The sequence below is a fragment of the Spirosoma sordidisoli genome (assembly GCF_004138325.1).
Lineage (GTDB): Bacteria > Bacteroidota > Bacteroidia > Cytophagales > Spirosomataceae > Spirosoma > Spirosoma sordidisoli.
Genome location: NZ_SBLB01000003.1, coordinates 226,163 through 245,441 on the forward strand (window position 1 = coordinate 226,163; position 19,279 = coordinate 245,441).

The window sequence follows — 19,279 nt, forward strand, 5'->3', positions numbered from 1 at the left end:
CTACTAAGCGGTTTACGACAATGCCAAAAGTAAAAACCAACTCAGGTGCCAAGAAGCGGTTCAAGCTGACCGGTACCGGGAAAATCAAGCGGAAGCACGCCTTCCACAGTCACATTCTGACGAAAAAAACCACCAAGCAAAAGCGTAATCTGGTACATGATACGCTGGTGTTCCCCGCCGACGAGCGTCGCATCAAAGCGTTGCTGAACGTCTAAGGACAAAAAGGATGCAGGTGCATCCTGGTTTCACGTTTCACCCGATGCCCGGCTTATAAAGTGAAGGCGTATTGATCGATACAGTACTTCCGCCGGTCGTCAAAAAACAAAAAAATTATGCCACGTTCCGTCAATCACGTTGCCTCACGGGCGCGTCGGAAAAAAGTAATGAAGCTGGCCAAAGGCTATTTTGGTCGGCGTAAAAATGTTTGGACGGTAGCTAAAAACGCCGTTGAAAAAGGATTAGGGTATGCCTACCGCGACCGTCGTGCCAAGAAGCGCGATTTCCGTAGCCTGTGGATTCAGCGGATCAACGCTGGCGCCCGCATCAACGGGATGTCGTACTCAGCCCTGATGGGTGCCCTCAATAAATCAGGCATCGAACTCAACCGGAAGGTACTGGCCGATCTGGCTATGAACCACCCCGAAGCGTTCGCTGCTGTTGTAGAGCAAGTAAAGTAAACAGACCTGAAGAAAACGAAACCCCGGTGATGAGCCGGGGTTTCGTCGTTTATAGCCTGTCGGTTCGGTGCGCTTTCATGACCGGTTGCAGGCTTAAACTGCCTGTAAACTCTAGGTCTGAACGATTTTGGTATGGATGCCGGTACGCTGGCCTGAGGGCTCCCGGCCCAGGAAATAAACGTCCATTTCCATCTCACCTACGTAAAAAACCTGACAGACCGTTAGCTCACGTTCCAGAAACTGACGCAGCTGCTGAAAGCGGGCCGTCCGGGCTTTTTCGTCATCGGTATACCAGTCCTGCTCCGTAACTACGGGAGCCCAGAAGTCGGCTGCCGGCCGCTCCTCAACATAAACGGCTGGCGGCAGCATTTGCCAGTCTTTGATCTGGCTGACCGTTAAGGGCGTTTCCTGCTTCAGGTAGCAGGAAACCGGCTCGATAGGCTCATCGGATTCGCTGGGGTAAAACAAGTCAGTGATCAGTGGGGGCAGCGCCTGCTCTACGGTTGTTTTATCGGCAGATGCGTCGTTACGTTCGGGGGTGTTGTTCGTCATAGATGGGCTTTTGGTACTTTAGCAGAACCATCGGGCAAAAGTATAACACGTTGACGAAGTAAGGTAGCCGGTGTTTCGGATCAGGCCGATAAAAAACTGTTCGGCTCCTTTTGAGTTCAACCCAATAAACACTTTACAGACATGTTTGAAACCCTTATGAATCTGGTTCAGCAGCAATCTGGCCAGGCAGTCGTGAATAACCCGGCTATCCCCAACGAACAGAATGATTCCGTGATGCAGACGGTAGCCAGCAGTATCCTGAGCGGTCTGGGCCAGCAGGCCCAGGGCGGTGGTCTGGGCAACTTGCTCGGGATGGTCGTGAATGGGGGTGGTAACGTGCAGGAGAATCCGGTAACGGGTGGCGTTCAACAACATGTTGAACAGAATCTGATGCAGAAGCTGGGCATTTCGCCCCAGGTGGCGATGTCGGTAGCTTCGGCCGTTGTGCCTATGGTGCTGGGTAAGCTGATGAATAAAGCCGCCGATCCCAACGATAGTAGCGTGGATGGCAACAGCATCCTGGGTGCTGCCACCGGAAAACAGGGAGTCGACTGGATGGGCATGGCCGGTTCAGCCATGGCCGATGGCAAACTGGATATGAACGATCTGCTGCGCGTTGCAGGCCAGCAGGGCGGTGGCGGTGGCCTTGGCGGTATGCTGGGCGGCCTATTTGGCGGACGATAAAAAGACTAAACCAGTTTGGGGGGCTCAGATCGTATTCATTCGGTCTGAGCCCTTGTTGTTTATACGGGGAAGCCAATTCATTCCTGACAGGAAATGAGGCATACAGTGGCACAGACCCGCCATTCTGGCCCACAAACTCGGCATTTGCTGTCAATCTGACAGCAAATCAAACAAATTTCCCGGCTGGCATTTCTATTGATAGTATGAGTTCGTCTGTCAGCATTCAATTGCAGCAAGAAAGAAACTAAACCAAATAGAATTGGTATCATGGGAAAAATTATTGGTATTGACTTAGGCACCACAAACTCGTGCGTGGCCGTGATGGAAGGCAACGAGCCGGTCGTGATCCCGAACAGCGAAGGAGCCCGTACTACGCCCTCGGTGGTCGCGTTTATGGACAACGGCAACGGCGAACGGAAGGTCGGCGCTCCGGCCAAACGCCAGGCCATCACCAACCCGACAAATACGATCTCATCCATCAAGCGTTTCATGGGCAAACGCTATGGCGAAGTATCGAATGAAATAAAAAACGTTGCGTATGACGTAGAGAACGGCCCCAACTCGACCCCCCGCGTTCGGATTGGCGACCGTCAATATACACCCCAGGAAATCTCGGCCCTGATCCTTCAGAAAATGAAGCAGACCGCCGAAGATTATCTGGGCCAGACCGTGACCGAAGCCGTCATTACCGTACCGGCGTACTTTAACGATGCCGAACGGCAGGCTACCAAAGAAGCGGGTCAGATTGCCGGTCTCGATGTAAAACGCATTATTAACGAGCCTACCGCAGCCGCGCTGGCGTATGGACTCGACAAGACTGATAAAGATCAGAAAATCGCCGTCTTTGACCTGGGTGGTGGTACGTTCGATATCTCGATCCTGGAACTGGGCGATGGCGTGTTCGAAGTAAAATCGACCGACGGGGATACGCACCTCGGGGGTGATGACTTTGACCAGGTAATCATCGACTGGCTCGCCGACGAGTTCAAGAAAGACGAAGCCATCGATCTGCGTCAGGACCCCATGGCCCTGCAACGCCTGAAAGAAGCCGCCGAGAAAGCTAAAATTGAGCTGTCGAGCTCTACGTCGACGGAGATCAACCTGCCGTACATCATGCCGGTGAATGGTATTCCCAAACACCTGGTCCGTACGCTGAGCCGGTCGAAATTCGAGCAGCTGGCCGATTCGCTGATTCAGCGCTCGCTGGAGCCTTGCCGCAAAGCCCTGAAAAACGCCGGCTTGTCGGCGGGTCAGATCGATGAAGTTATCCTGGTCGGTGGATCAACCCGGATTCCGAAGGTGCAGGACGAAGTAGAAAAGCTCTTCGGTCGCAAACCGTCGAAAGCCGTTAACCCCGACGAAGCCGTAGCCATTGGGGCTGCTGTACAGGGTGGCGTACTGACCGGTGAAGTGAAAGACGTACTGCTGCTCGACGTGATCCCGCTCTCGCTGGGGATCGAAACGATGGGTGGTGTGTTTACCAAAATGATCGAGGCCAACACGACCATCCCGACCAAGAAGTCGGAGGTATATTCGACGGCGTCGGACAACCAGCCCAGCGTGGAAATCAACGTACTGCAGGGCGAGCGTCCCATGGCGCAGCAGAACCGTCAGTTAGGTCGCTTTATCCTGTCTGACATTCCGCCCGCTCCCCGGGGTGTACCCCAGATTGAAGTGACCTTCGATGTCGACGCCAACGGTATTCTGAACGTAACGGCCAAGGACAAAGGAACCGGTAAGGAGCAGAAGATCCGGATTGAAGCATCGAGCGGTTTGACCGACGCTGAAATCAACCGGATGCGCGAAGAAGCCAAAGCCAACGAAGCGGCCGATAAAGCCGAACGGGAAAAAATCGAGAAAGTCAACGCGGCCGACTCGATGATCTTCCAGACCGAGAAGCAGCTCAAGGATTACGGCGATAAGCTCTCGGCCGGCAACAAAACTGCCATTGAAGAGGCACTGGCCGGTCTGCGTACCGCACACGGTTCGCGCGACGCAGCCGCTATCGATTCGGCCCTTGAAACGCTGAACAACGCTTGGGCTGCCGCTTCGCAGGAGCTTTACAACGCTACCAACGGGCAGGGTGCTCCGACAGATGGGGCCGGTTTTGACGGCGGAAACGCCAACCCCGGCGCTGGTCAGGGTCAGCCAACCGATGGTAACGTCTCGGACGTACCGTATGAAGAAGTGAAATAAAATCCGGAACAAACCGGGTTACTCCTGCAAAAGCCCCCGCCAGCACTGGCGGGGGCTTTTTAGTTATGGTAAAGACAGTTACTGGCCTTCCTGAGCGGCCTCCCTGAGTTCGGGAAGGCGTCCCTGCAGACGCGAAAGGGTTGCGTTGGGCAGATGGGGCAGTACGAGTCGGGCTACGTAGTTGGCCTCGTCGAGTAGGGGATAGCCAGAGAGGATGAAGGCCCGCATGCCCATGTCCATGTATCGGTTGAGTTTGTCGACGATCTGCTCCGCACTGCCGACCAGCGCTCCACCCGCCCCCGACCGGGCTTTGCCAATATCGGTCCACAAGAGGGGTTCTACAAACCCCTCGGCATCGGCTTCGGTGCGAAGCTCATTCTGCCGACGTACACCCAGCGACCAGGAACTTTGGGACGCGTTCTTCATCGCAGCCCCCCGCACCGGGTCAAACTTTGACATAATATGCCGGGCCCAGGCCCTGGCTTCGGCTTCGGTTTCCCGCACAATGATGTGTATTCTTAACCCGAAATCGACCTGCCGCCCGTAGCGGGCCGCGCGTTGCGAAACGTCTTCCATATTGGCGTACAAACTCTCTTCCTTTTCGGGCCACATCAGAAACACATCGCAATACTGGGCACAGACTTCCCGGGCGCCGTCGGAGGTGCCGCCGAAATAGAGCAGGGGGCCACCGTTCTGCTGGGATGGCCTGATCGGGTCGGTAGAGAGGGAGAGTTTACCATAAACGGGCCCGTCGTGCTCGATGCGGTCGGCGGTCCAGGCCTGCCTGAGGATTTGTATGGTCTCGGCGCAGCGCTGGTAGCGCAATTCGGCATCTTCCTGATAACCGGGCAGGTCTGAGTTTATGATGTTGATCGTGAGTCGCCCCTTCAGCATATGATCCAGCGACGCGAGCGTACGGGCCAGCATGGGCGGGTGCATCTCTCCGCATCGAATAGCCGTCAGGAGGTTGATCCGCTGCAGATCAGGTGCTACCCCCGCGGCAAAGGGAACAACCTCCAGACCGGGCATATAGGAAGTCGGGAGCAGGAGATTGCTGAAGCCCAGGCGTTCGGCCGCCAGCGCAATGTCACGACAATGGGCGAAGGTGGCCCGGGCCGGGTCGCGTACGCTCAGGAATTCAGTATCTTCTCCGCAGAGGTCAGAGAACCAGGCTACTTCGCAGACGCGGTCAGCCGTACGGGTCGCTATGGGAACAATGGGTTGGTCAAGCATAAAATTCAAAGTACTATCAAGCTGATCGCATCCGCCAGTAAATGAGCAGGCCAACCGCCCCGGCAATGGCTACATCGCGGGCTTCCCGGCCCGAGCTGTTACTGAGCAGCCAGCCACAAAGCAGAACGGCCAGCCCGGACACCAGCCAGCCACCCGCCACCCGGAACTGGGCCGACGGCACATCCTGACGCTGCCGGAGAACGGGTAGGGCCGCGCAGGTCAGCGCAAAATAGGAAAGCCGGATGAGTGTACTCAGAGTGAGCGCGTAGAGAAAGGTTCCGGTTACGGCCAGCAGAAGCTGACTGGTAGCTGTGATGAGAATGGCCACGTACGGGGTTCGAAATCGGGGGTGGGTGCGGGCCAGCCAGCCGGGTAATTGCTGTTGCTCGGCCATGGCAAAGAGGAGCCTTGGACCGGTCAGCATCAGGGCGTGGAGCGTACCCAGGGCGGTTAACAGTGCAACTATAGTGATGAACAGCGCCCCGGCCGGCCCCACAAACTGCCCCGCAGCGTCGGACAGGGGACGTTCCGACTGCGCCAGATTCGGCAAGGTACCGATGCAGACAACCTGTACGGCCATGAACAACACCGCCACGGTACCGATCGACACCAGCAGCGCCACCGGAACGGTTCGCTGGGGCTGCTGAACCTCGCCAGACGGGATGGCCGCTACGTCGAAGCCGGAGAAGGTGAAAATCAGGAGCAGGACCGCCTGCGAGAAAGGGGCGTAGTCAGGAACGCCGGGAAACCGGAATGCTGCCGGATCGATGAACAACAATCCAAACACCGCAAAGGCGCCGATCACGACCAGCTTGCTGACCGTGAAGATGGTGTTGACCCGGGCGGATCGCTGTACGCCGATGTAGTTCAGCGTTGCCAGCCCGGCAACCAGAGCCGTCATCAGTCCGGTGCGCTCCCAGCCTTCGGCCAGCTGGGGGCGGAACAGCGCAGCATAGCTCACAAACAGGTTGCAGATCGACGCGAAGCTGGCCACCCGCGACAGCCAGAACAGCCAGCCGACCTCGAAGCCGACCAGGGGCCCGAAGGCAACCCGACTGTATAGATAGGGCCCGCCCGTACTGCTGAACCGGCTGCTGACCTCGGCAAAACAAAGGATAATCAGGGTAACTACGGCCGCACTGACGCCATACGCCAGCAGGCTCCAGGTGCCAACCAGGGCATACAGCCGGGCTGGCAGTCCCAGAATCCCCGCGCCTATGGTAATGTTGATGATCAGCGCAATGAAGTCGAACCGACTGATGCCCCGCAGCAAGCCGGATGGGCTGGCGCCTGAACGGCTCACCGGACAGCCGCGTTGGTGCCGAACTTGGTACCGAAAAAGTCGCCTTCGTTCCAGACGGGTCGGCTGTCGGACTGGGCGGTCAGGTAGCCGATCAGGAACTGGAGCTGAACATGGCGGGCAGCCGCGTTCCAGTCGAAGGGCTGGTTCATGTCATCCTGTGGGGTGTGATACACCGTAGCGCGCCAGTCGAGGTTCAGCTTCGTCCCGTCGCGGTCGTCGCCGGTGGTAGATCCACTCTTGATGTAGATGGCCGGTATGCCCTGCCTGACAAAGCTGAAGTGGTCCGACCGCATGAAAACCGCCTGCTCGGGAATTGGGTCTTTTGCGATTTTCACCCCGACAAACTGGGCCGCTGCGTCCACGGCTCCTTTCATACTCGAATGCTCAGAGCCATAAGGAACGATGTCGAGCAGCGGATGGAAGAAAAACGGCATGTCGAGGCAGAGGTTGGCAACGATACTGGCCTTAGGAACGGTAGGATTGCTGGCAAAATAGTCGGAGCCCAGCAACCCCATCTCTTCGCCCGTTACGGCCACGAACACGATAGACCGGCGTGGCTTCTTTGGCAGGGAGGCAAACAGCCGGGCGGCTTCCAGGTTGATCGAAACGCCCGATGCATTGTCGTGGGCGCCGTTATTGATCGAATCGCCCTTCACGACCCGGCCCACACCCAGGTGGTCGAGGTGGGAGACGTAAACGACATACTCGTTTCGAAGCTGCGGATCACTGCCCGGGAGCATACCCACGATGTTTTCGCCGATCAGGCCGTCGTTGAGGTCCGTCTGGGTACGGGCGCGTACGGACAGGTTGAGCGGAAAAGCCTGTGGCTGGCTTTTGTTGGCCGCGAGCCGGGCTTCTTCGAAGCTTTTGGTACTCGTGGCGAACAGCGAACGAGCCGTTGAGTCGCCCAGCGACGCAATGACCCGCAGTTGCGGAAAGGTTCGCTGGGTCTGCCCCTTAGGATCGGTCCAGCGGTAGATAGCCTGTCGGTTGCGGGGGGCGTTGGATTCGATCCGCGCCCGCACATCGGTGGGCAGACTAAAGGTTATCAGGCCGACGGCGCCCCGGGCCGCGGCTATCTCCTGCTTGGCCGAACCCGTATAGGCCCGCTGGTTCGACGGGAACGTAGCCGGGGCGCCGTTGAAACAGGCTACAATCTTACCCCGCACGTCGATACCGGCGTAATCGTCATAACCCAGCTCCGGAGCCGATACCCCGAAGCCGACAAAAACGACTGGCGCGGACACCTCGCTGGTAGCCTGCCCGAAGTTGGGACTTAGTATGAAGTTTTTGCCGTAGGTAAGCTGTTGTTCCCCTCCGTTCTGAATCAGGGCCATAGAACTGGCCTCTTCCCGAACCTGTGCTTTCCGGAGGGGAACGGCCTGCCGGAACGTGCCGCGCTGGCCGGCGGGTTTAAAGCCCAGCGTTTTAAACTGGCTTTCGACATACTGAGCCGCCAGCTCGAAGCCGGGCGTGCCCGGTCGGCGACCCGCCAGTTTATCGTCGGACAGGTAGCGCATGTGCGCTTCGATGGCTTCGGGCCGCACCTGACGGGCTGCCTGCTGGGCTTCATTGGGAATGGTAAGAGAGGTAGTCTGGGCTGAAGCCAGTTGAAAAAGCCCCAGCTGTACACTGAGGGCAAGGGCAATGCGATGTCCTTTCATAAAGCGAGTTGATGTCGGGTGGCGGCAGGCGGTCTGTCGCCGATCACGAAAGATACTAAAAAGCCCGTATCAGGGTGCTGTTGACGTCAGTTTGCTGCGTTTACGGCCGTAGGTGTAGTAGATAACCAGCCCGATGGCCAGCCAGATAATCAGCCGGAGCCAGGTGTCGCCGGGTAGCGAAAACATCATGACGGCGCAGGTAATGATGCCGAGTATGGGTACGACCGGCACCCAGGGCGTGCGGAAGGCGCGGGGCGCATCGGGTTGCTTTTTGCGCAGGATCAGGACGCCCAGGCATACCATAACAAACGCCAGCAGGGTACCGATACTGGTCATCTCGCCCACTACCCGGATGGGGACAAAGCCGGCAAACAGGCCGATGAATACGCAGAGCAGCACGTTCGATTTCCAGGGCGTGCGGAATCGGGGATGCACCTGGGAAAAGGCACTGGGCAGCAGGCCGTCGCGGCTCATCGAGAAAAATACCCGCGACTGCCCCAGCAGGTCGACCAGAATGACGGAGGTATACCCGATCAGGATGGCGCCGATGATCAGCTGGCCCAGCCAGGGGTAAGGAGTTTTGTCGATGGCGATGGCCACGGGGGCCGCGCTGTCTTTAAACTCGGTATAGTTGGCCATCCCCGTCATGACATAGCCGAATACCACGAACAGAATGGTACAGACAACCAGCGAGCCGATGATTCCAATAGGCATGTCGCGCTGCGGATTACGGGCTTCCTGCGCCATGGTCGCTACGATGTCGAAGCCGATAAAGACAAAGAAAACCACACCCGCTCCGCGCAGAACCCCACTCCAGCCGTACTCACCGAACGTACCGGTGTTGGCGGGTATGTAGGGCTGGTAGTTGGCGGGGTCGATGTAATTCCAGCCAATGGCAATGAAGACCAGTACCACCAGCACCTTCAGCACGACGACAACCGCGTTGAACAGGGCCGAACCCGAGGTGCCACGTACGATAATACTGGTGATCACCACCACGATCAGCACGGCGGGTAAGTTGATCAGCCCCGATACCACCGACCCATCGGCCCCGGTAGCGGTCTCGAACGGCGATAGCATCAGCTGCGGGGGCAGGTGTAACCCGAAGGTGCCCAGAAACCGGTTCAGATACTGCGACCAGCTAATGGCCACCGTAGCGGCTCCGACCGAATATTCGAGAACCAGATCCCAGCCGATGATCCAGGCAAACAGCTCGCCCAGGGTGGCGTAGGCGTATGTATAGGCACTGCCCGCCACGGGTACCATGGCCGCAAATTCGGCATAACAGAGCGCACTGAAGGCACATCCTACGGCGGCAACAACAAAGGAAAGAGTAACAGCTGGACCGGCATGATTGGCCGCAGCGATACCCGTTAGAGAAAACAGGCCGGCGCCGATAATGACACCAATGCCGATAGCAACGAGATTGAACGCGCCCAGCGAGCGTTTGAGGGTCTGCTCTCCGCTTTCGGCGGCTTCCTGCCGAAGCAGGGCAAGCGATTTGATACGCATATACTGAAGAATGTTGATGAGCCGCCGGAGCGGTGTTGCCGGCTTCGCCCCAGGTTTGGCGAAGCCGACTATTGGGGAGATTGGTTAAACCCCGAAACAAAGGTAGTCATACCAGTAAACACCCTCTGCCGGACGACCAGGGTCAGCAGAGGGTGGGATGATCGATGCAGGGCCGGTGACGGATGAACGGGTACGACCCAGGCTGATGAATCAGTTCTCTTCTTCGCTGATGGGCAGGCCAACGGGGGTGTTCACCAGCGGGCCAAAGAGAACGGCGTTCAGAAAAAGGCGCGACGTACCGTGCCAGTACGACCGGAACGCCGGGTTATCGGCAAAAAGCACCACCCGGCCCTGCCCCTCCGGACTCACCACGATGGCCGCCGAGTTGTTGATCTTTTTCAGGTTCTCTTTCGAGACATAGCCACTTACCAGCGAATTGGGGCTGTATTTAGCCACGGTGTTGTAGGGGCTGCTGCCCGACTTGAGCAGGGTGGTCCCGTTGCGGAACACGAAGATGCGCCGGTCCGACAGCCCGAAACCGATAGGATGGGTAATGTCGAGGTCGGCCGTGTAGATAGATCCGGCAACGGCTTTGGTGCCCTCCCGTTCGGCTACGCGGCCAAAATCAGCTCGTTCGGTTGAACGGCTTGTATCCGGCCGGGCCGATGCCAGCAGGTTTTCGCGGGTTAGCCCCTGCCTGACCGCCCACTCGGAAGCGGTTTTGGTCGTGATCAGAGTTCCGCCGTTCTCGACCCAGCTTTTCAGCTTGCTTACCAGCGCTTTATCGAGGCTGTTGTATTGACCACCTACCAGTACCACCGTGTTGTACCGGTTCCAGTCGACCCGGTTCAGGTTGCCGGGATCGAGCTTGCTGACCGGCAGGTTCAGTTGATCACTGAGTAAAAACCAGACTTCGCCAGCTTCGGACGGGTTCACCCCGGGTCCGGCCAGCAGCGCTACCTCCGGCTTGCGCAGCGCCCGGATGTTGTTGCTGCCCAGGTCAATACCTTTGGCGTTGAAGCCGGTCGAAACCCCGGTAAAGGTAACGCCCGTCCGCTGGCCAACGCTGCTCAGCAGGCTAACGAGCGAGTCGGCCGTAAGCTTCTGACCGGCTACCGGAATGACGATCGAGCCCGCCTGGAAATCGGTCTGTATCGACTCCCGGGGAAGCGACTGAGCACCCGAACCGCCCGGGCGGTTCGGTGGGTTAATGCTGAAGGACTTCAGCGCTACTTTGGTCAGCACCCCGGCCTGTTGCAGCGCCGTCAGCGCCTTCGACGAATGATAGTCTGACCAGTTCAGCAGATACGCGTAGGGCGATGGCCCGCCTGCCAGCCCTCCCTGCACGGGTTTGAGCGTCCTGATCGGTTCGCCGGTGGCCAGGGCCGCGTCTTTGAGTTTGGCGTAGGGGAGGCCGTAACCATGAATCAGTGACCAGCCCGTAACGTCGTAGAAAACACTGTCGTGGAATGTCGTCACCTCCTCAAATATGGAATGGACCAGCCGGTAGTTCGGCTGAGCGGTAGGCACCACATAGGCGCGGCCGGGCTCGAAGGTTTTGCCGCCCGCACTTGTCGTTTGCTTCAGGTCGTAAAAGCGGATGTTATGCCGGAGCAGCAGATCGGCGAAGCGGTTGGTCAGGTTCGGGTCGGCGGCAGCCCCAAAAACATAGGACTTGGTAGGGAATTTCTGCGCATCGGTCAGGGCAGACGCAAAAAAGTCGCGTTGGTGCCGCAGATACAGTTCTTTCTCCTCCACGGCGCCCTGTACCGCAGCCAGCCCCGTACGCAGGTGATTACGGATCGTGAACGGAAACGTAACGACCCCGTTGCTGCCTTCCTGCGCCAGCCCCCGCGAACTGCCCACTTCGAAGGTAACCCCCACACCCCCCGTAAAGTCGGGATAGGTCGATCCATAAATGGGCGACAGGTTGTCGAACTGCTCTTTGGTCCAGTAGAGCGACCCGATGCCATCGAGAGCCCGCGCAAAATACCGGGCCAGCCGTACGTTCAGCACGTCGTAGGTGGCCCGGGGAATCAGGTCGTTTTCCGTACTGAAGGGTTTCGAGGGTTCGAAGTAATACGTACTGCTGGTGCCCATCTCGTGAAAATCGATCATCACGTTCGGCAGCCAGTCCTGGTGGAACTTCATCCGGTTGCGGCTTTCTACGTGGGCCAGCGGCAGCCAGTCGCGGTTGAGGTCGTTGAGGTAATGGTTGAACCGACCATTGGGCCAGCCCTCGTTATGCTCCCGGTCGAGGGGGTCGGTCACCGGCGGAACGGATTTGTGCTGGTTGAACCACTGGGTGGCCCGGTCGCGGCCATCGGGGTTTTCGGCGGGGTCGAGGGTAACGACGGCTTCGCTGAGCCAGCGGGCTACATCGGGGCTGGTCGAGGCCGTCAGGTAGTAGGCCGTCAGCAGGGCGGCTTCACTGCTCGAGCTCTCGTTGCCGTGTACGGTATAGGCCAGGTGAACAACAACCGGCAGCGCGCCATAGCTGGGAGCGCTGGCTTTGGGGTCGGCCAGTTGCAGGTGCTGCTGCCGAATCGTTTCCAGATTTTTCTGGTTGGGGGCCGAGGTGAAAAAGGCAATCACCTGCGGCCGTTCTTCGTAGGTTTTGCCGATGGGTTGCAGGCTGACTTTGTCCGACAGTCGATCCAGTTCCTTCAGGTAATCGACGATACGGTCGTAGCGGGTAAAATGCGAGCCGATGGGGTAGCCCAGAAACTGCTCGGGGGTCGGTATGGCCGGGTCGAAGGCGGCTTTGTGATCGGCGAAGTAATAGCTGCTCTGGGCAAGGGTCGGTTCGGTGACCGCCAGGGAGCCCAGCAAGGCCATGGCCAGTAGGTACGGTTTGCGCATAGTGGGTAGCTTTTCGGGTAAGGTTGGGTGGCCCGGCACCAGTCTGGCCGGTGCCGGGCCGGAAAAATCAGGCGATGACGCGAATAACGGCTTCGGAGAACCGCTCCATCTCTTCTAGTTGCGGACTGCACTGCAGCAGCAGAAAGTCGACTCCAACGGCTTCGAAGGCCGCTACCTGCTCGGCAACCTGGTCTGGCACGCCGGTCAGCCCCGACCGCAGCCCCCGATTCGATACCGAATAGTCGGCCAGGGAGGGCTGCTTCTCCAGCTGGGTGCCGGCCAGCCACTGCTGGTAGTTTTTGTAGCCAGCCGACGAATGCTGCACGTTGGTAATGCGGTCGATCTCGCGCTTCACCTCGGCTTCGGTGTTACGCACGATCGAGTAGCCCGCCACGCCGAACTTCATGGGCGGCAGCTCGGGACGTAGCCGTGCGCGCCGTTCGCGGAGGTCGTTGATTCGGCGGCCGATGGCGGCCGGCTCGTCGCCGTGCATCACATACCCGTCGCAGAGGCTGGCAATCATGTTTTTGGCTGCTTCGGACTCACCGCCTGCGTAGATGAACGGTCGGGGCGAGGAGATCGGTTTGGGCTGCAGGATCGAGTCCTCTACCCGGTAGTAGTTGCCGGTGAACGAAAAATGATCCTGTTTCCAGAGGTTGTCGACCACGTGCAGCCATTCGGCGGTGCGCGCATACCGGTCGTCGTGCTGTTCGAAATGAACCCCGTACTTACGCGCTTCGTCCTGCCACCACGAGGATACAACGTTGAGGGTTAAGCGGCCTCCGCTGATGTGGTCGATATTAGCGGCCTGTTTGGCCAGCAGCGCGGGCTGATGAAAGGTAGGCCGAACCGCGACCATCAGTTCGATGCGGTTCGTAACGGCCGCCAGCGCAGCCGCCGTCGACCAGGCGTCGAGCGAAGGGGCCTCTTCGCCTTTGATGTCATTCAGGTTCAGTTCAGCAATCAGCGTCAGGTCGTAGCCCCAGTCTTCTGAGCGCTGGGCCAGGTTTTTGACATAGGCCCAGTCGGGGCGCATCTGCTCGTCGTCGATGTTGCGAAGCCACCCGCCAAAAACGGGTAGCCAGTAGCCAAATTTCATAGGTATGGGATTAAACGGATGCTGTCTCTAAAATCGGGGCCTTCGGGGCGTTGGTCGGTAGGGTCGCCAGTTGCGTTTCCAGGTAGTCGACGAAGCGGGCGTAGGGGTCAAAGCCTACTACGTTCACGGCATCGGCGACGAAGTTGGAGAGGGCGTTGATGTCGTAGAACAGCACCGCACCGGTCTGGTCGTCGATCAGGTACTCGACCCCGCCCACGTCCATATGAGCCGCCCGGGCAATCTGCTCCACCTGGGCGATGATCTCGGCCGGGGGCGTGTAGGCTTCGACCTGAATCCCTTTTTTAGGCGCTTCCGTCAGGCAGAAATCAGCCGAAGGCGCTTCGGGAATGGCGCAGATCTCGGCCGGACAAAGGTTGAAGCTTTCGCCCGTGGTGAAAACTTTCATGGCGTACAGAAACTGGCCGTTCAGCGTTTCTACCCGAACGATATGCCCAGCCCGCGGCTGGATGTACTCCTGCACCAGGGCCGTCTGATCGATACCCAGGTCAATCTGGTCGGCTTCGAGGGCCGCCTGTAACCCGTCGGGCGTATCGAAACGGACAATACCCGCCCCGGCCCCGCCGATATTCACCTTCACGACCAGCGGAAACCGGAGCTGGGCGGCCGCTTTTGGTATCTGCGACACATGGTTGACCACCAGGCTTTTGGGGAAGCGGAGACCCAGCGAGGCCAGCAGCGCCAGCTGACGGGCTTTGTTGGTCTCGATGCTGGTAGCCACCGTGCCGTTGATCACCCGTACGCCGATGCGCTCCAGGTGGGTCAGATAGCCCGCCGTATGGAAGATTCCCTGTCCGTTGCCACGCAGGTAAGCCGATGAACTCATCCGGTTCACGACCAGCGCATACGGGCTTTCCGACTCGGACGGATCGTAGAGGTGATGAGCCGCGTCGATTCGTTCGTAGGGGATGGCCCGTCGGTCCAGCTCGGCAAACAGCGGCTTGAACCAGTCGGGGTGTTCATAATAGATGCCAATGGGTTTTTGCGGGGTACTCATAGTCTGTATTTAGTTTGCGAGACAACACCCAAATCGGGGTTCTGATTCATTAAACCGCGATTATCGCCGGGCATTTGTCCGTTTCGTCAGGCTCTGGCTCCTAGTAGCCGGGGTTCTGTATCAGGTCGGGGTCGGCGGCTATGTCATTGAACGGAATGGGAAATACCCATTTCCGTTGATCCGTCAGGCCGAGCACCTCACCCGCCCGCCCGGTGCGGACCAGGTCGAACCAGCGGTGGGCTTCGAAGGCAAACTCGATCCGCCGTTCGTTTTCGATGGCCAGGAGCAGGGCCGCCGGGCTCGTTACGGTTACGGTAGTCAGGCTCGCCCGGCTTCGGATGGCGTTCAGATCGGCCAGTGCATCGGTAAGCTTGTCCTGGCGGGCGCGGGCTTCGGCCCGGATCAGGTACAGCTCGGCGACCCGGATCAGATAGGCTGGATCGTCGCGCTGGGCCGCCCGGTTATACAGGTTGCCATACACGAAATCCGTTGTGCCAACCCGCACGGTAGCCAGCAGGGCCGCGCGGTTTCCGCCAACATCGGCTCGGTTGATCAGGCTCGTAAACTCAGGCGTCGGCTGAAGGGTATACTGGCCGCCCAACGCACTCGGGAACCAGTTGTTCCACTGGCTGTTCTGGTCGGCAATGCTGTAGGTGAGCTCCAGCACCGACTCCGTGCTGCCAAAGGGCGCTGCCGAAAACGCCCGGTAGGGGGTAACCAGCCGATAGGCTGCGCCGGCTAGTACCTGGGTCGCGTAGGTTTCGGCCTCGGCCCACTGCCCCCGGTAGAGGTGCAATCGGGCCCGCAGCGCCCGGGCCGTATTTTTCACCGCCCGGTTTCTCGTGGTGCCGTCGGGCAGTAAACGTTCGGCTTCGATCAGGTCGGCAAGAACCTGGTCATAGGTCTGTACCAGGGTGCTGCGTTTGATACCCTGGCCATCGGCCGCGGAGCGGGTCGGTTTCAGCACCAGCGGTACGCCACCCCAGCCACGGCCAAGGTCGAAATACCCCAGGGCCCGAATGAAATAAGCCTCCCCCAGCAGCTGGTTCTTTTCGGTGGCCGACAGCAGCGGATCAGTCAGGTCAGGCAGAGCCGCAATCACGTTGTTGGCCGAATTGATCGCCTGGTAAATCTGGGTCCAGGTTTCGGTAATGATCACATTGTCGGCGCTCAGGGCGTTCTGGTCGATCTGGTTAAACTGGTTCAGTGTCCCGTTAAAGCGAACGTTGTCGCCGGGCAAATAGCCCAGCACCGGGAAGTTCAGCTGGTAATAATTCTGGACACCACTGTAGGTGCCGAGCAGAGCCGCCCGCGCACTGCCCGCATCGTTGATAGCCCGGCTATCGGGAAGCTGCTGAAAAGGCTGAACATCGAGCGTATCGCAGGAAGCCAGCAGGAACAGGGTAAAAAAAGCGTGAATGTACTTCATGGTATTGCTCGGGAAAGTGGCTACAGACCAATGGTTAACCCGGCCTGAATGGTACGGGGCTGGGGTACGGTGGCCCAGTCGAAGTTTTTGGTATTGGCTACGTTGCTTTGCGAGTTCACCTCAGGGTCGAGGCCCGAGTAGGGGGTAATGGTAAAGAGGTTGGTGGCCTGTACGTAGGCCCGCACGGAAGCCAGCCGGAGCCGGGTCAGGAGCGGAGCCGGCAGCCGGTATCCCAGCGACAGTGTACGCAGCCGGATGAACGAGCCGTCTTCGAGGTAACGGTCGCTCAGATTCTGCACAACGCCCCCGTAGTTATTGTTGTTGGGGTCGGTGGTCAGCCTCGGAATAGAGGTCTGGTCGCCCCGCTGCTGCCAGCGGTTGAGCTGATCCGGGTAATAGCCAATGTTCCGCTGCGTGCCGCCGTGGACCAGAAAGAACCGGTTCATATTCATGATCTTGGCACCCTGCTCGACGTACAGGTTGAGGCCCAGGTCGAACCCTTTGTAGGCCAGGGTATTGGAAAAGCCGCCAAAGAAGTTTGGCCAGGCATTGCCAACCAGCTGCCGGTCGGCAACGGTGATGGCCCCGTCGTTATTGACGTCCTGGTATTCGGCATCACCGGTTTCGGGATTGACCCGAGTTTGCCGGTACAGCCAGAACGAGTAGAGAGACGCACCTTCTTCGAGCCGGAAAATATCCCGCGAGCCGGTAGTGATGGGAGCTGCCAGTTTTTCGATGCGGTTGATGTTCCGGGCCAGGTTAAAGGAACTGCTCCAGCTCAGCTCCCGCCGGTTGATCCAGTTGGCGGTTACCTGGAACTCGATGCCTTTGTTGCTGACGGCGCCGAAATTCTGGATCACCGAGGAGTAGCCAAGCTTGCGGGGTACGGGTACGTTCAGCAGCAGTCCGTAGGTGTATTTGTCGTAGTAATTGACTTCCAGAGCCAGTCTGCGTTTCAGCACGGCTGCGTCGAGCCCGATGTTCCACTGGCGGGTCGTTTCCCAGCTCAGGTCCGCATTGGCCAGTTGCAGGGGCGCCGTGCCGGGCAGGTCGAGGTAGTTGGCGCCACCCTGCCACAAGCCCAGCGATGCGAAGTCGCTGATACCGGCCTGGTTGCCGGTCAGTCCCCAGCTGGCCCGCAGCTTCAGTTCATCGAAGGCGTTCAGATTGCGCAGGAAATTTTCTTCCGACACCCGCCAGCCCAGACCAACGGACGGAAAGTAGCCCCAGCGCCGGGACAGACCGAAACGCGACGATGCATCGGCCCGCAGGCTGGCATCCAGGGAGTAGCGGTCCCGAAAGTTATAATTGGCCTTGCCGAAGAAAGACACCAGACCCGCCTTCGACCGGCTCGACGAACCGGTTTGGGTAGCAGACGAAGCAATGGTTTGCAGATCGTTGGAGGGGAACTGCTGGCCGCTGAGGGTCGTGCGCTGAAACGTATTCTGCTGGAGGGTATTGCCAACCAGGACCTGTACCGAATGCTGGTCGGCGAAGGTCTGTCGGTAGGTCAGTACCTGCTCATTCAGCAGGGTGACATCGCGTGAGAGAAACGACGTAGCCGTACCGCGGGGTTGCCCCGCCAGCAACAGGGTGTTGTTGTAGTTGTTCTCGTACATGTCGTTGAAGTCGATGCTCCAGCTGCTGCGCAGGCTCAGATGCGGAGAGAAGTCATAGACACCGAACAGATTGCTGATGATGCGCGACCCTACCGCGTTGTTGTTCAGGTTGTTGATGAGAGCCAGGTGGTTGTCGAAGTTGCCGTATTTGGCATACGAGCCATCGGCATTGAAAACGGGCAGGTTGGAGCGGGGAAACAGCGCCGAATTAATGACACCCGCCGGATTGTTGTCATTGCTGCTGACGTTCCGGATGGTGCGGGCCAGGGTGGTACTGGTCCCGATCTTCAGCCGGTCGTTTACCTGATTGTCGAGGTTGATGCGCAGGCTGTAGCGTTCAAAATTGGTCGGCCGTACGATCGACTCCTGCCTGAAATAGCCTCCTCCGATATAAAACTGCGTTTTGTCGGTGCCGCCCGAGGCCGACAGCTCGTAGTTAGCCGTGCGGGCCGTCCGGAACAGATCGTTGATGCGGTTAAAGGTAAGCTGCTGCTGGGGTAAACCCAGGCCGCCGTCCGCTACAGCGCGGTAGGGGACATTGGCCGGGTTCCCGCCGTCGTTGATGAAGCGTTCATTTTCCAGTTCGGCCAGCTGCTGACCGGTTACCGTTTCAAAGACCTTCGGCGCTTTTGACCAGCCCTGGTAGGTATCGAAGGTGAGCCGGGTTTTGCCCGACTTACCGCGTTTGGTGGTGATCAGGACAACCCCGTTGGCCCCGCGCGATCCGTAAATGGCCGTGGCATTGGCGTCTTTCAGAATTTCGATGGATTCGATATCGGCCGGATTCAGGTCGGCCAGCGGGTTAGAAGGGACCTGGTTGCCGAGTCCAGTGGCTACCAGGTTGGTGTTATTGATGAACACCCCGTCAACCACATACAGCGGATCGTTGCCGGCATTGACCGAGTTGGTGCCCCGCACCCGGATAAAAATGCCGCCCCCCGGCACCCCCGAATTGGCCTGAACCTGCACCCCCGGGGCCCGACCCTGCAGAAGCTGATCGGGACTCGCAACGGGGATGTCTTTCAGATCGTCACCCTTTACGGTCGAGATGGCACTGGTCAGTGACTTCCGGCTCTGTTCGCCATAGCCCGTCACAACGATCTCCGACAATTGCCGGACGTCATTCTGGAGCCGGATCGTCAGCGGCTCGCCGGCTGGTCTGATTTCCTGGGTTACATACCCAATGGCGCTGATGATCAGCAGGGTGTTTGCCTGGTCAAGAACCAGCGAGAAGCGGCCTTCGGCATCCGTAGATGTGCCCTGACTGGTGCCTTTTACCGCAACGGTTACGCCGGGCAGACGCTCGCCATCTTCTGCCTGGATGGTGCCGGTTAGGCGGGTTTGCCCTGTCCCGCCAGATTGGGCCAGTACAGTACTGGTCAGGAGTAGCCAGCCGGCTACCCATGCCGATAAAGATTTAAACATGGTATGAAC

Annotated in this window: 14 protein-coding genes; 4 read left to right on the plus strand and 10 right to left on the minus strand. The window is 58.8% G+C overall.

Annotated elements, in window-relative coordinates; genetic code table 11:
- Positions 1-20: 20 nt before the first annotated feature.
- Positions 21-215, plus strand: coding sequence for a 50S ribosomal protein L35 (gene rpmI / locus EQG79_RS12740; protein WP_077920961.1), 195 nt, complete (start codon positions 21-23; stop codon positions 213-215).
- 117 nt (positions 216-332) lie between these two features.
- A complete protein-coding gene (gene rplT, locus EQG79_RS12745) occupies positions 333-677 on the plus strand; it encodes a 50S ribosomal protein L20 (RefSeq protein ID WP_077920960.1) in 345 nt (114 codons plus the stop codon).
- A 111-nt stretch (positions 678-788) separates the two neighbouring features.
- On the opposite strand, the gene EQG79_RS12750 is transcribed toward rplT, so the two are convergent.
- Positions 789-1,229 (minus strand): nuclease A inhibitor family protein, encoded by a 441-nt coding sequence (locus EQG79_RS12750; protein WP_077920959.1) that lies wholly within the window; start codon positions 1,227-1,229, stop codon positions 789-791.
- A 141-nt stretch (positions 1,230-1,370) separates the two neighbouring features.
- On the opposite strand from EQG79_RS12750, the gene EQG79_RS12755 reads away from it, so the two are divergent.
- Positions 1,371-1,913 carry a DUF937 domain-containing protein gene (locus tag EQG79_RS12755; protein WP_077920958.1) on the plus strand — a complete coding sequence of 181 codons (543 nt, stop codon included), beginning with the start codon at positions 1,371-1,373 and terminating at the stop codon, positions 1,911-1,913.
- Between the two features lie 267 nt (positions 1,914-2,180).
- Positions 2,181-4,109, plus strand: coding sequence for a molecular chaperone DnaK (dnaK, locus tag EQG79_RS12760; protein WP_129601699.1), 1,929 nt, complete (start codon positions 2,181-2,183; stop codon positions 4,107-4,109).
- Positions 4,110-4,187: 78 nt separating this feature from the next.
- Here dnaK and EQG79_RS12765 read toward each other — a convergent pair whose 3' ends face one another.
- From EQG79_RS12765 to EQG79_RS12805, 9 genes are all read right to left on the minus strand, one after another.
- The gene (locus EQG79_RS12765; RefSeq protein ID WP_077920956.1) at positions 4,188-5,342 is read right to left on the minus strand and encodes an LLM class flavin-dependent oxidoreductase; all 1,155 of its coding nucleotides are present in this window, start codon (positions 5,340-5,342) and stop codon (positions 4,188-4,190) included.
- Positions 5,343-5,358: 16 nt separating this feature from the next.
- On the minus strand, positions 5,359-6,645 hold the full coding sequence (locus EQG79_RS12770; RefSeq protein WP_129601700.1) for an APC family permease: 1,287 nt from the start codon (positions 6,643-6,645) through the stop codon (positions 5,359-5,361).
- Positions 6,642-8,309 carry a M28 family metallopeptidase gene (locus EQG79_RS12775; RefSeq protein WP_077920954.1) on the minus strand — a complete coding sequence of 556 codons (1,668 nt, stop codon included), beginning with the start codon at positions 8,307-8,309 and terminating at the stop codon, positions 6,642-6,644. Before EQG79_RS12775 ends, EQG79_RS12770 begins: the two co-directional genes overlap by 4 nt.
- Before the next feature lie 69 nt (positions 8,310-8,378).
- Positions 8,379-9,821 (minus strand): amino acid permease, encoded by a 1,443-nt coding sequence (locus EQG79_RS12780; protein ID WP_077921154.1) that lies wholly within the window; start codon positions 9,819-9,821, stop codon positions 8,379-8,381.
- A 210-nt stretch (positions 9,822-10,031) separates the two neighbouring features.
- The gene (locus EQG79_RS12785; RefSeq protein WP_206445585.1) at positions 10,032-12,683 is read right to left on the minus strand and encodes a M14 family zinc carboxypeptidase; all 2,652 of its coding nucleotides are present in this window, start codon (positions 12,681-12,683) and stop codon (positions 10,032-10,034) included.
- A gap of 67 nt (positions 12,684-12,750) precedes the next feature.
- Positions 12,751-13,782, minus strand: coding sequence for an LLM class flavin-dependent oxidoreductase (locus EQG79_RS12790; protein WP_077920952.1), 1,032 nt, complete (start codon positions 13,780-13,782; stop codon positions 12,751-12,753).
- A gap of 10 nt (positions 13,783-13,792) precedes the next feature.
- Complete coding sequence (locus EQG79_RS12795) at positions 13,793-14,797, minus strand: ATP-grasp domain-containing protein (RefSeq protein ID WP_129601701.1); 1,005 nt, start codon at positions 14,795-14,797, stop codon at positions 13,793-13,795.
- A 100-nt stretch (positions 14,798-14,897) separates the two neighbouring features.
- Positions 14,898-16,226, minus strand: coding sequence for a RagB/SusD family nutrient uptake outer membrane protein (locus EQG79_RS12800; protein ID WP_077920950.1), 1,329 nt, complete (start codon positions 16,224-16,226; stop codon positions 14,898-14,900).
- Between the two features lie 20 nt (positions 16,227-16,246).
- Positions 16,247-19,270 carry a SusC/RagA family TonB-linked outer membrane protein gene (locus EQG79_RS12805; protein WP_129601702.1) on the minus strand — a complete coding sequence of 1,008 codons (3,024 nt, stop codon included), beginning with the start codon at positions 19,268-19,270 and terminating at the stop codon, positions 16,247-16,249.
- Positions 19,271-19,279: the final 9 nt, after the last annotated feature.

What these genes read in the sequence shown, in the direction of transcription:
- EQG79_RS12755 (WP_077920958.1), top strand. Translation starts at nt 1,371, where the DNA reads ATGTTTGAAACCCTTATGAATCTGGTTCAGCAGCAATCTGGCCAGGCA.
- EQG79_RS12795 (WP_129601701.1), bottom strand. Translation starts at nt 14,797, where the DNA reads ATGAGTACCCCGCAAAAACCCATTGGCATCTATTATGAACACCCCGAC.
- EQG79_RS12765 (WP_077920956.1), bottom strand. Translation starts at nt 5,342, where the DNA reads ATGCTTGACCAACCCATTGTTCCCATAGCGACCCGTACGGCTGACCGC.
- EQG79_RS12775 (WP_077920954.1), bottom strand. Translation starts at nt 8,309, where the DNA reads ATGAAAGGACATCGCATTGCCCTTGCCCTCAGTGTACAGCTGGGGCTT.
- EQG79_RS12750 (WP_077920959.1), bottom strand. Translation starts at nt 1,229, where the DNA reads ATGACGAACAACACCCCCGAACGTAACGACGCATCTGCCGATAAAACA.
- EQG79_RS12790 (WP_077920952.1), bottom strand. Translation starts at nt 13,782, where the DNA reads ATGAAATTTGGCTACTGGCTACCCGTTTTTGGCGGGTGGCTTCGCAAC.
- EQG79_RS12785 (WP_206445585.1), bottom strand. Translation starts at nt 12,683, where the DNA reads ATGCGCAAACCGTACCTACTGGCCATGGCCTTGCTGGGCTCCCTGGCG.
- dnaK (WP_129601699.1), top strand. Translation starts at nt 2,181, where the DNA reads ATGGGAAAAATTATTGGTATTGACTTAGGCACCACAAACTCGTGCGTG.
- EQG79_RS12800 (WP_077920950.1), bottom strand. Translation starts at nt 16,226, where the DNA reads ATGAAGTACATTCACGCTTTTTTTACCCTGTTCCTGCTGGCTTCCTGC.
- EQG79_RS12780 (WP_077921154.1), bottom strand. Translation starts at nt 9,821, where the DNA reads ATGCGTATCAAATCGCTTGCCCTGCTTCGGCAGGAAGCCGCCGAAAGC.
- rplT (WP_077920960.1), top strand. Translation starts at nt 333, where the DNA reads ATGCCACGTTCCGTCAATCACGTTGCCTCACGGGCGCGTCGGAAAAAA.
- rpmI (WP_077920961.1), top strand. Translation starts at nt 21, where the DNA reads ATGCCAAAAGTAAAAACCAACTCAGGTGCCAAGAAGCGGTTCAAGCTG.
- EQG79_RS12805 (WP_129601702.1), bottom strand. Translation starts at nt 19,270, where the DNA reads ATGTTTAAATCTTTATCGGCATGGGTAGCCGGCTGGCTACTCCTGACC.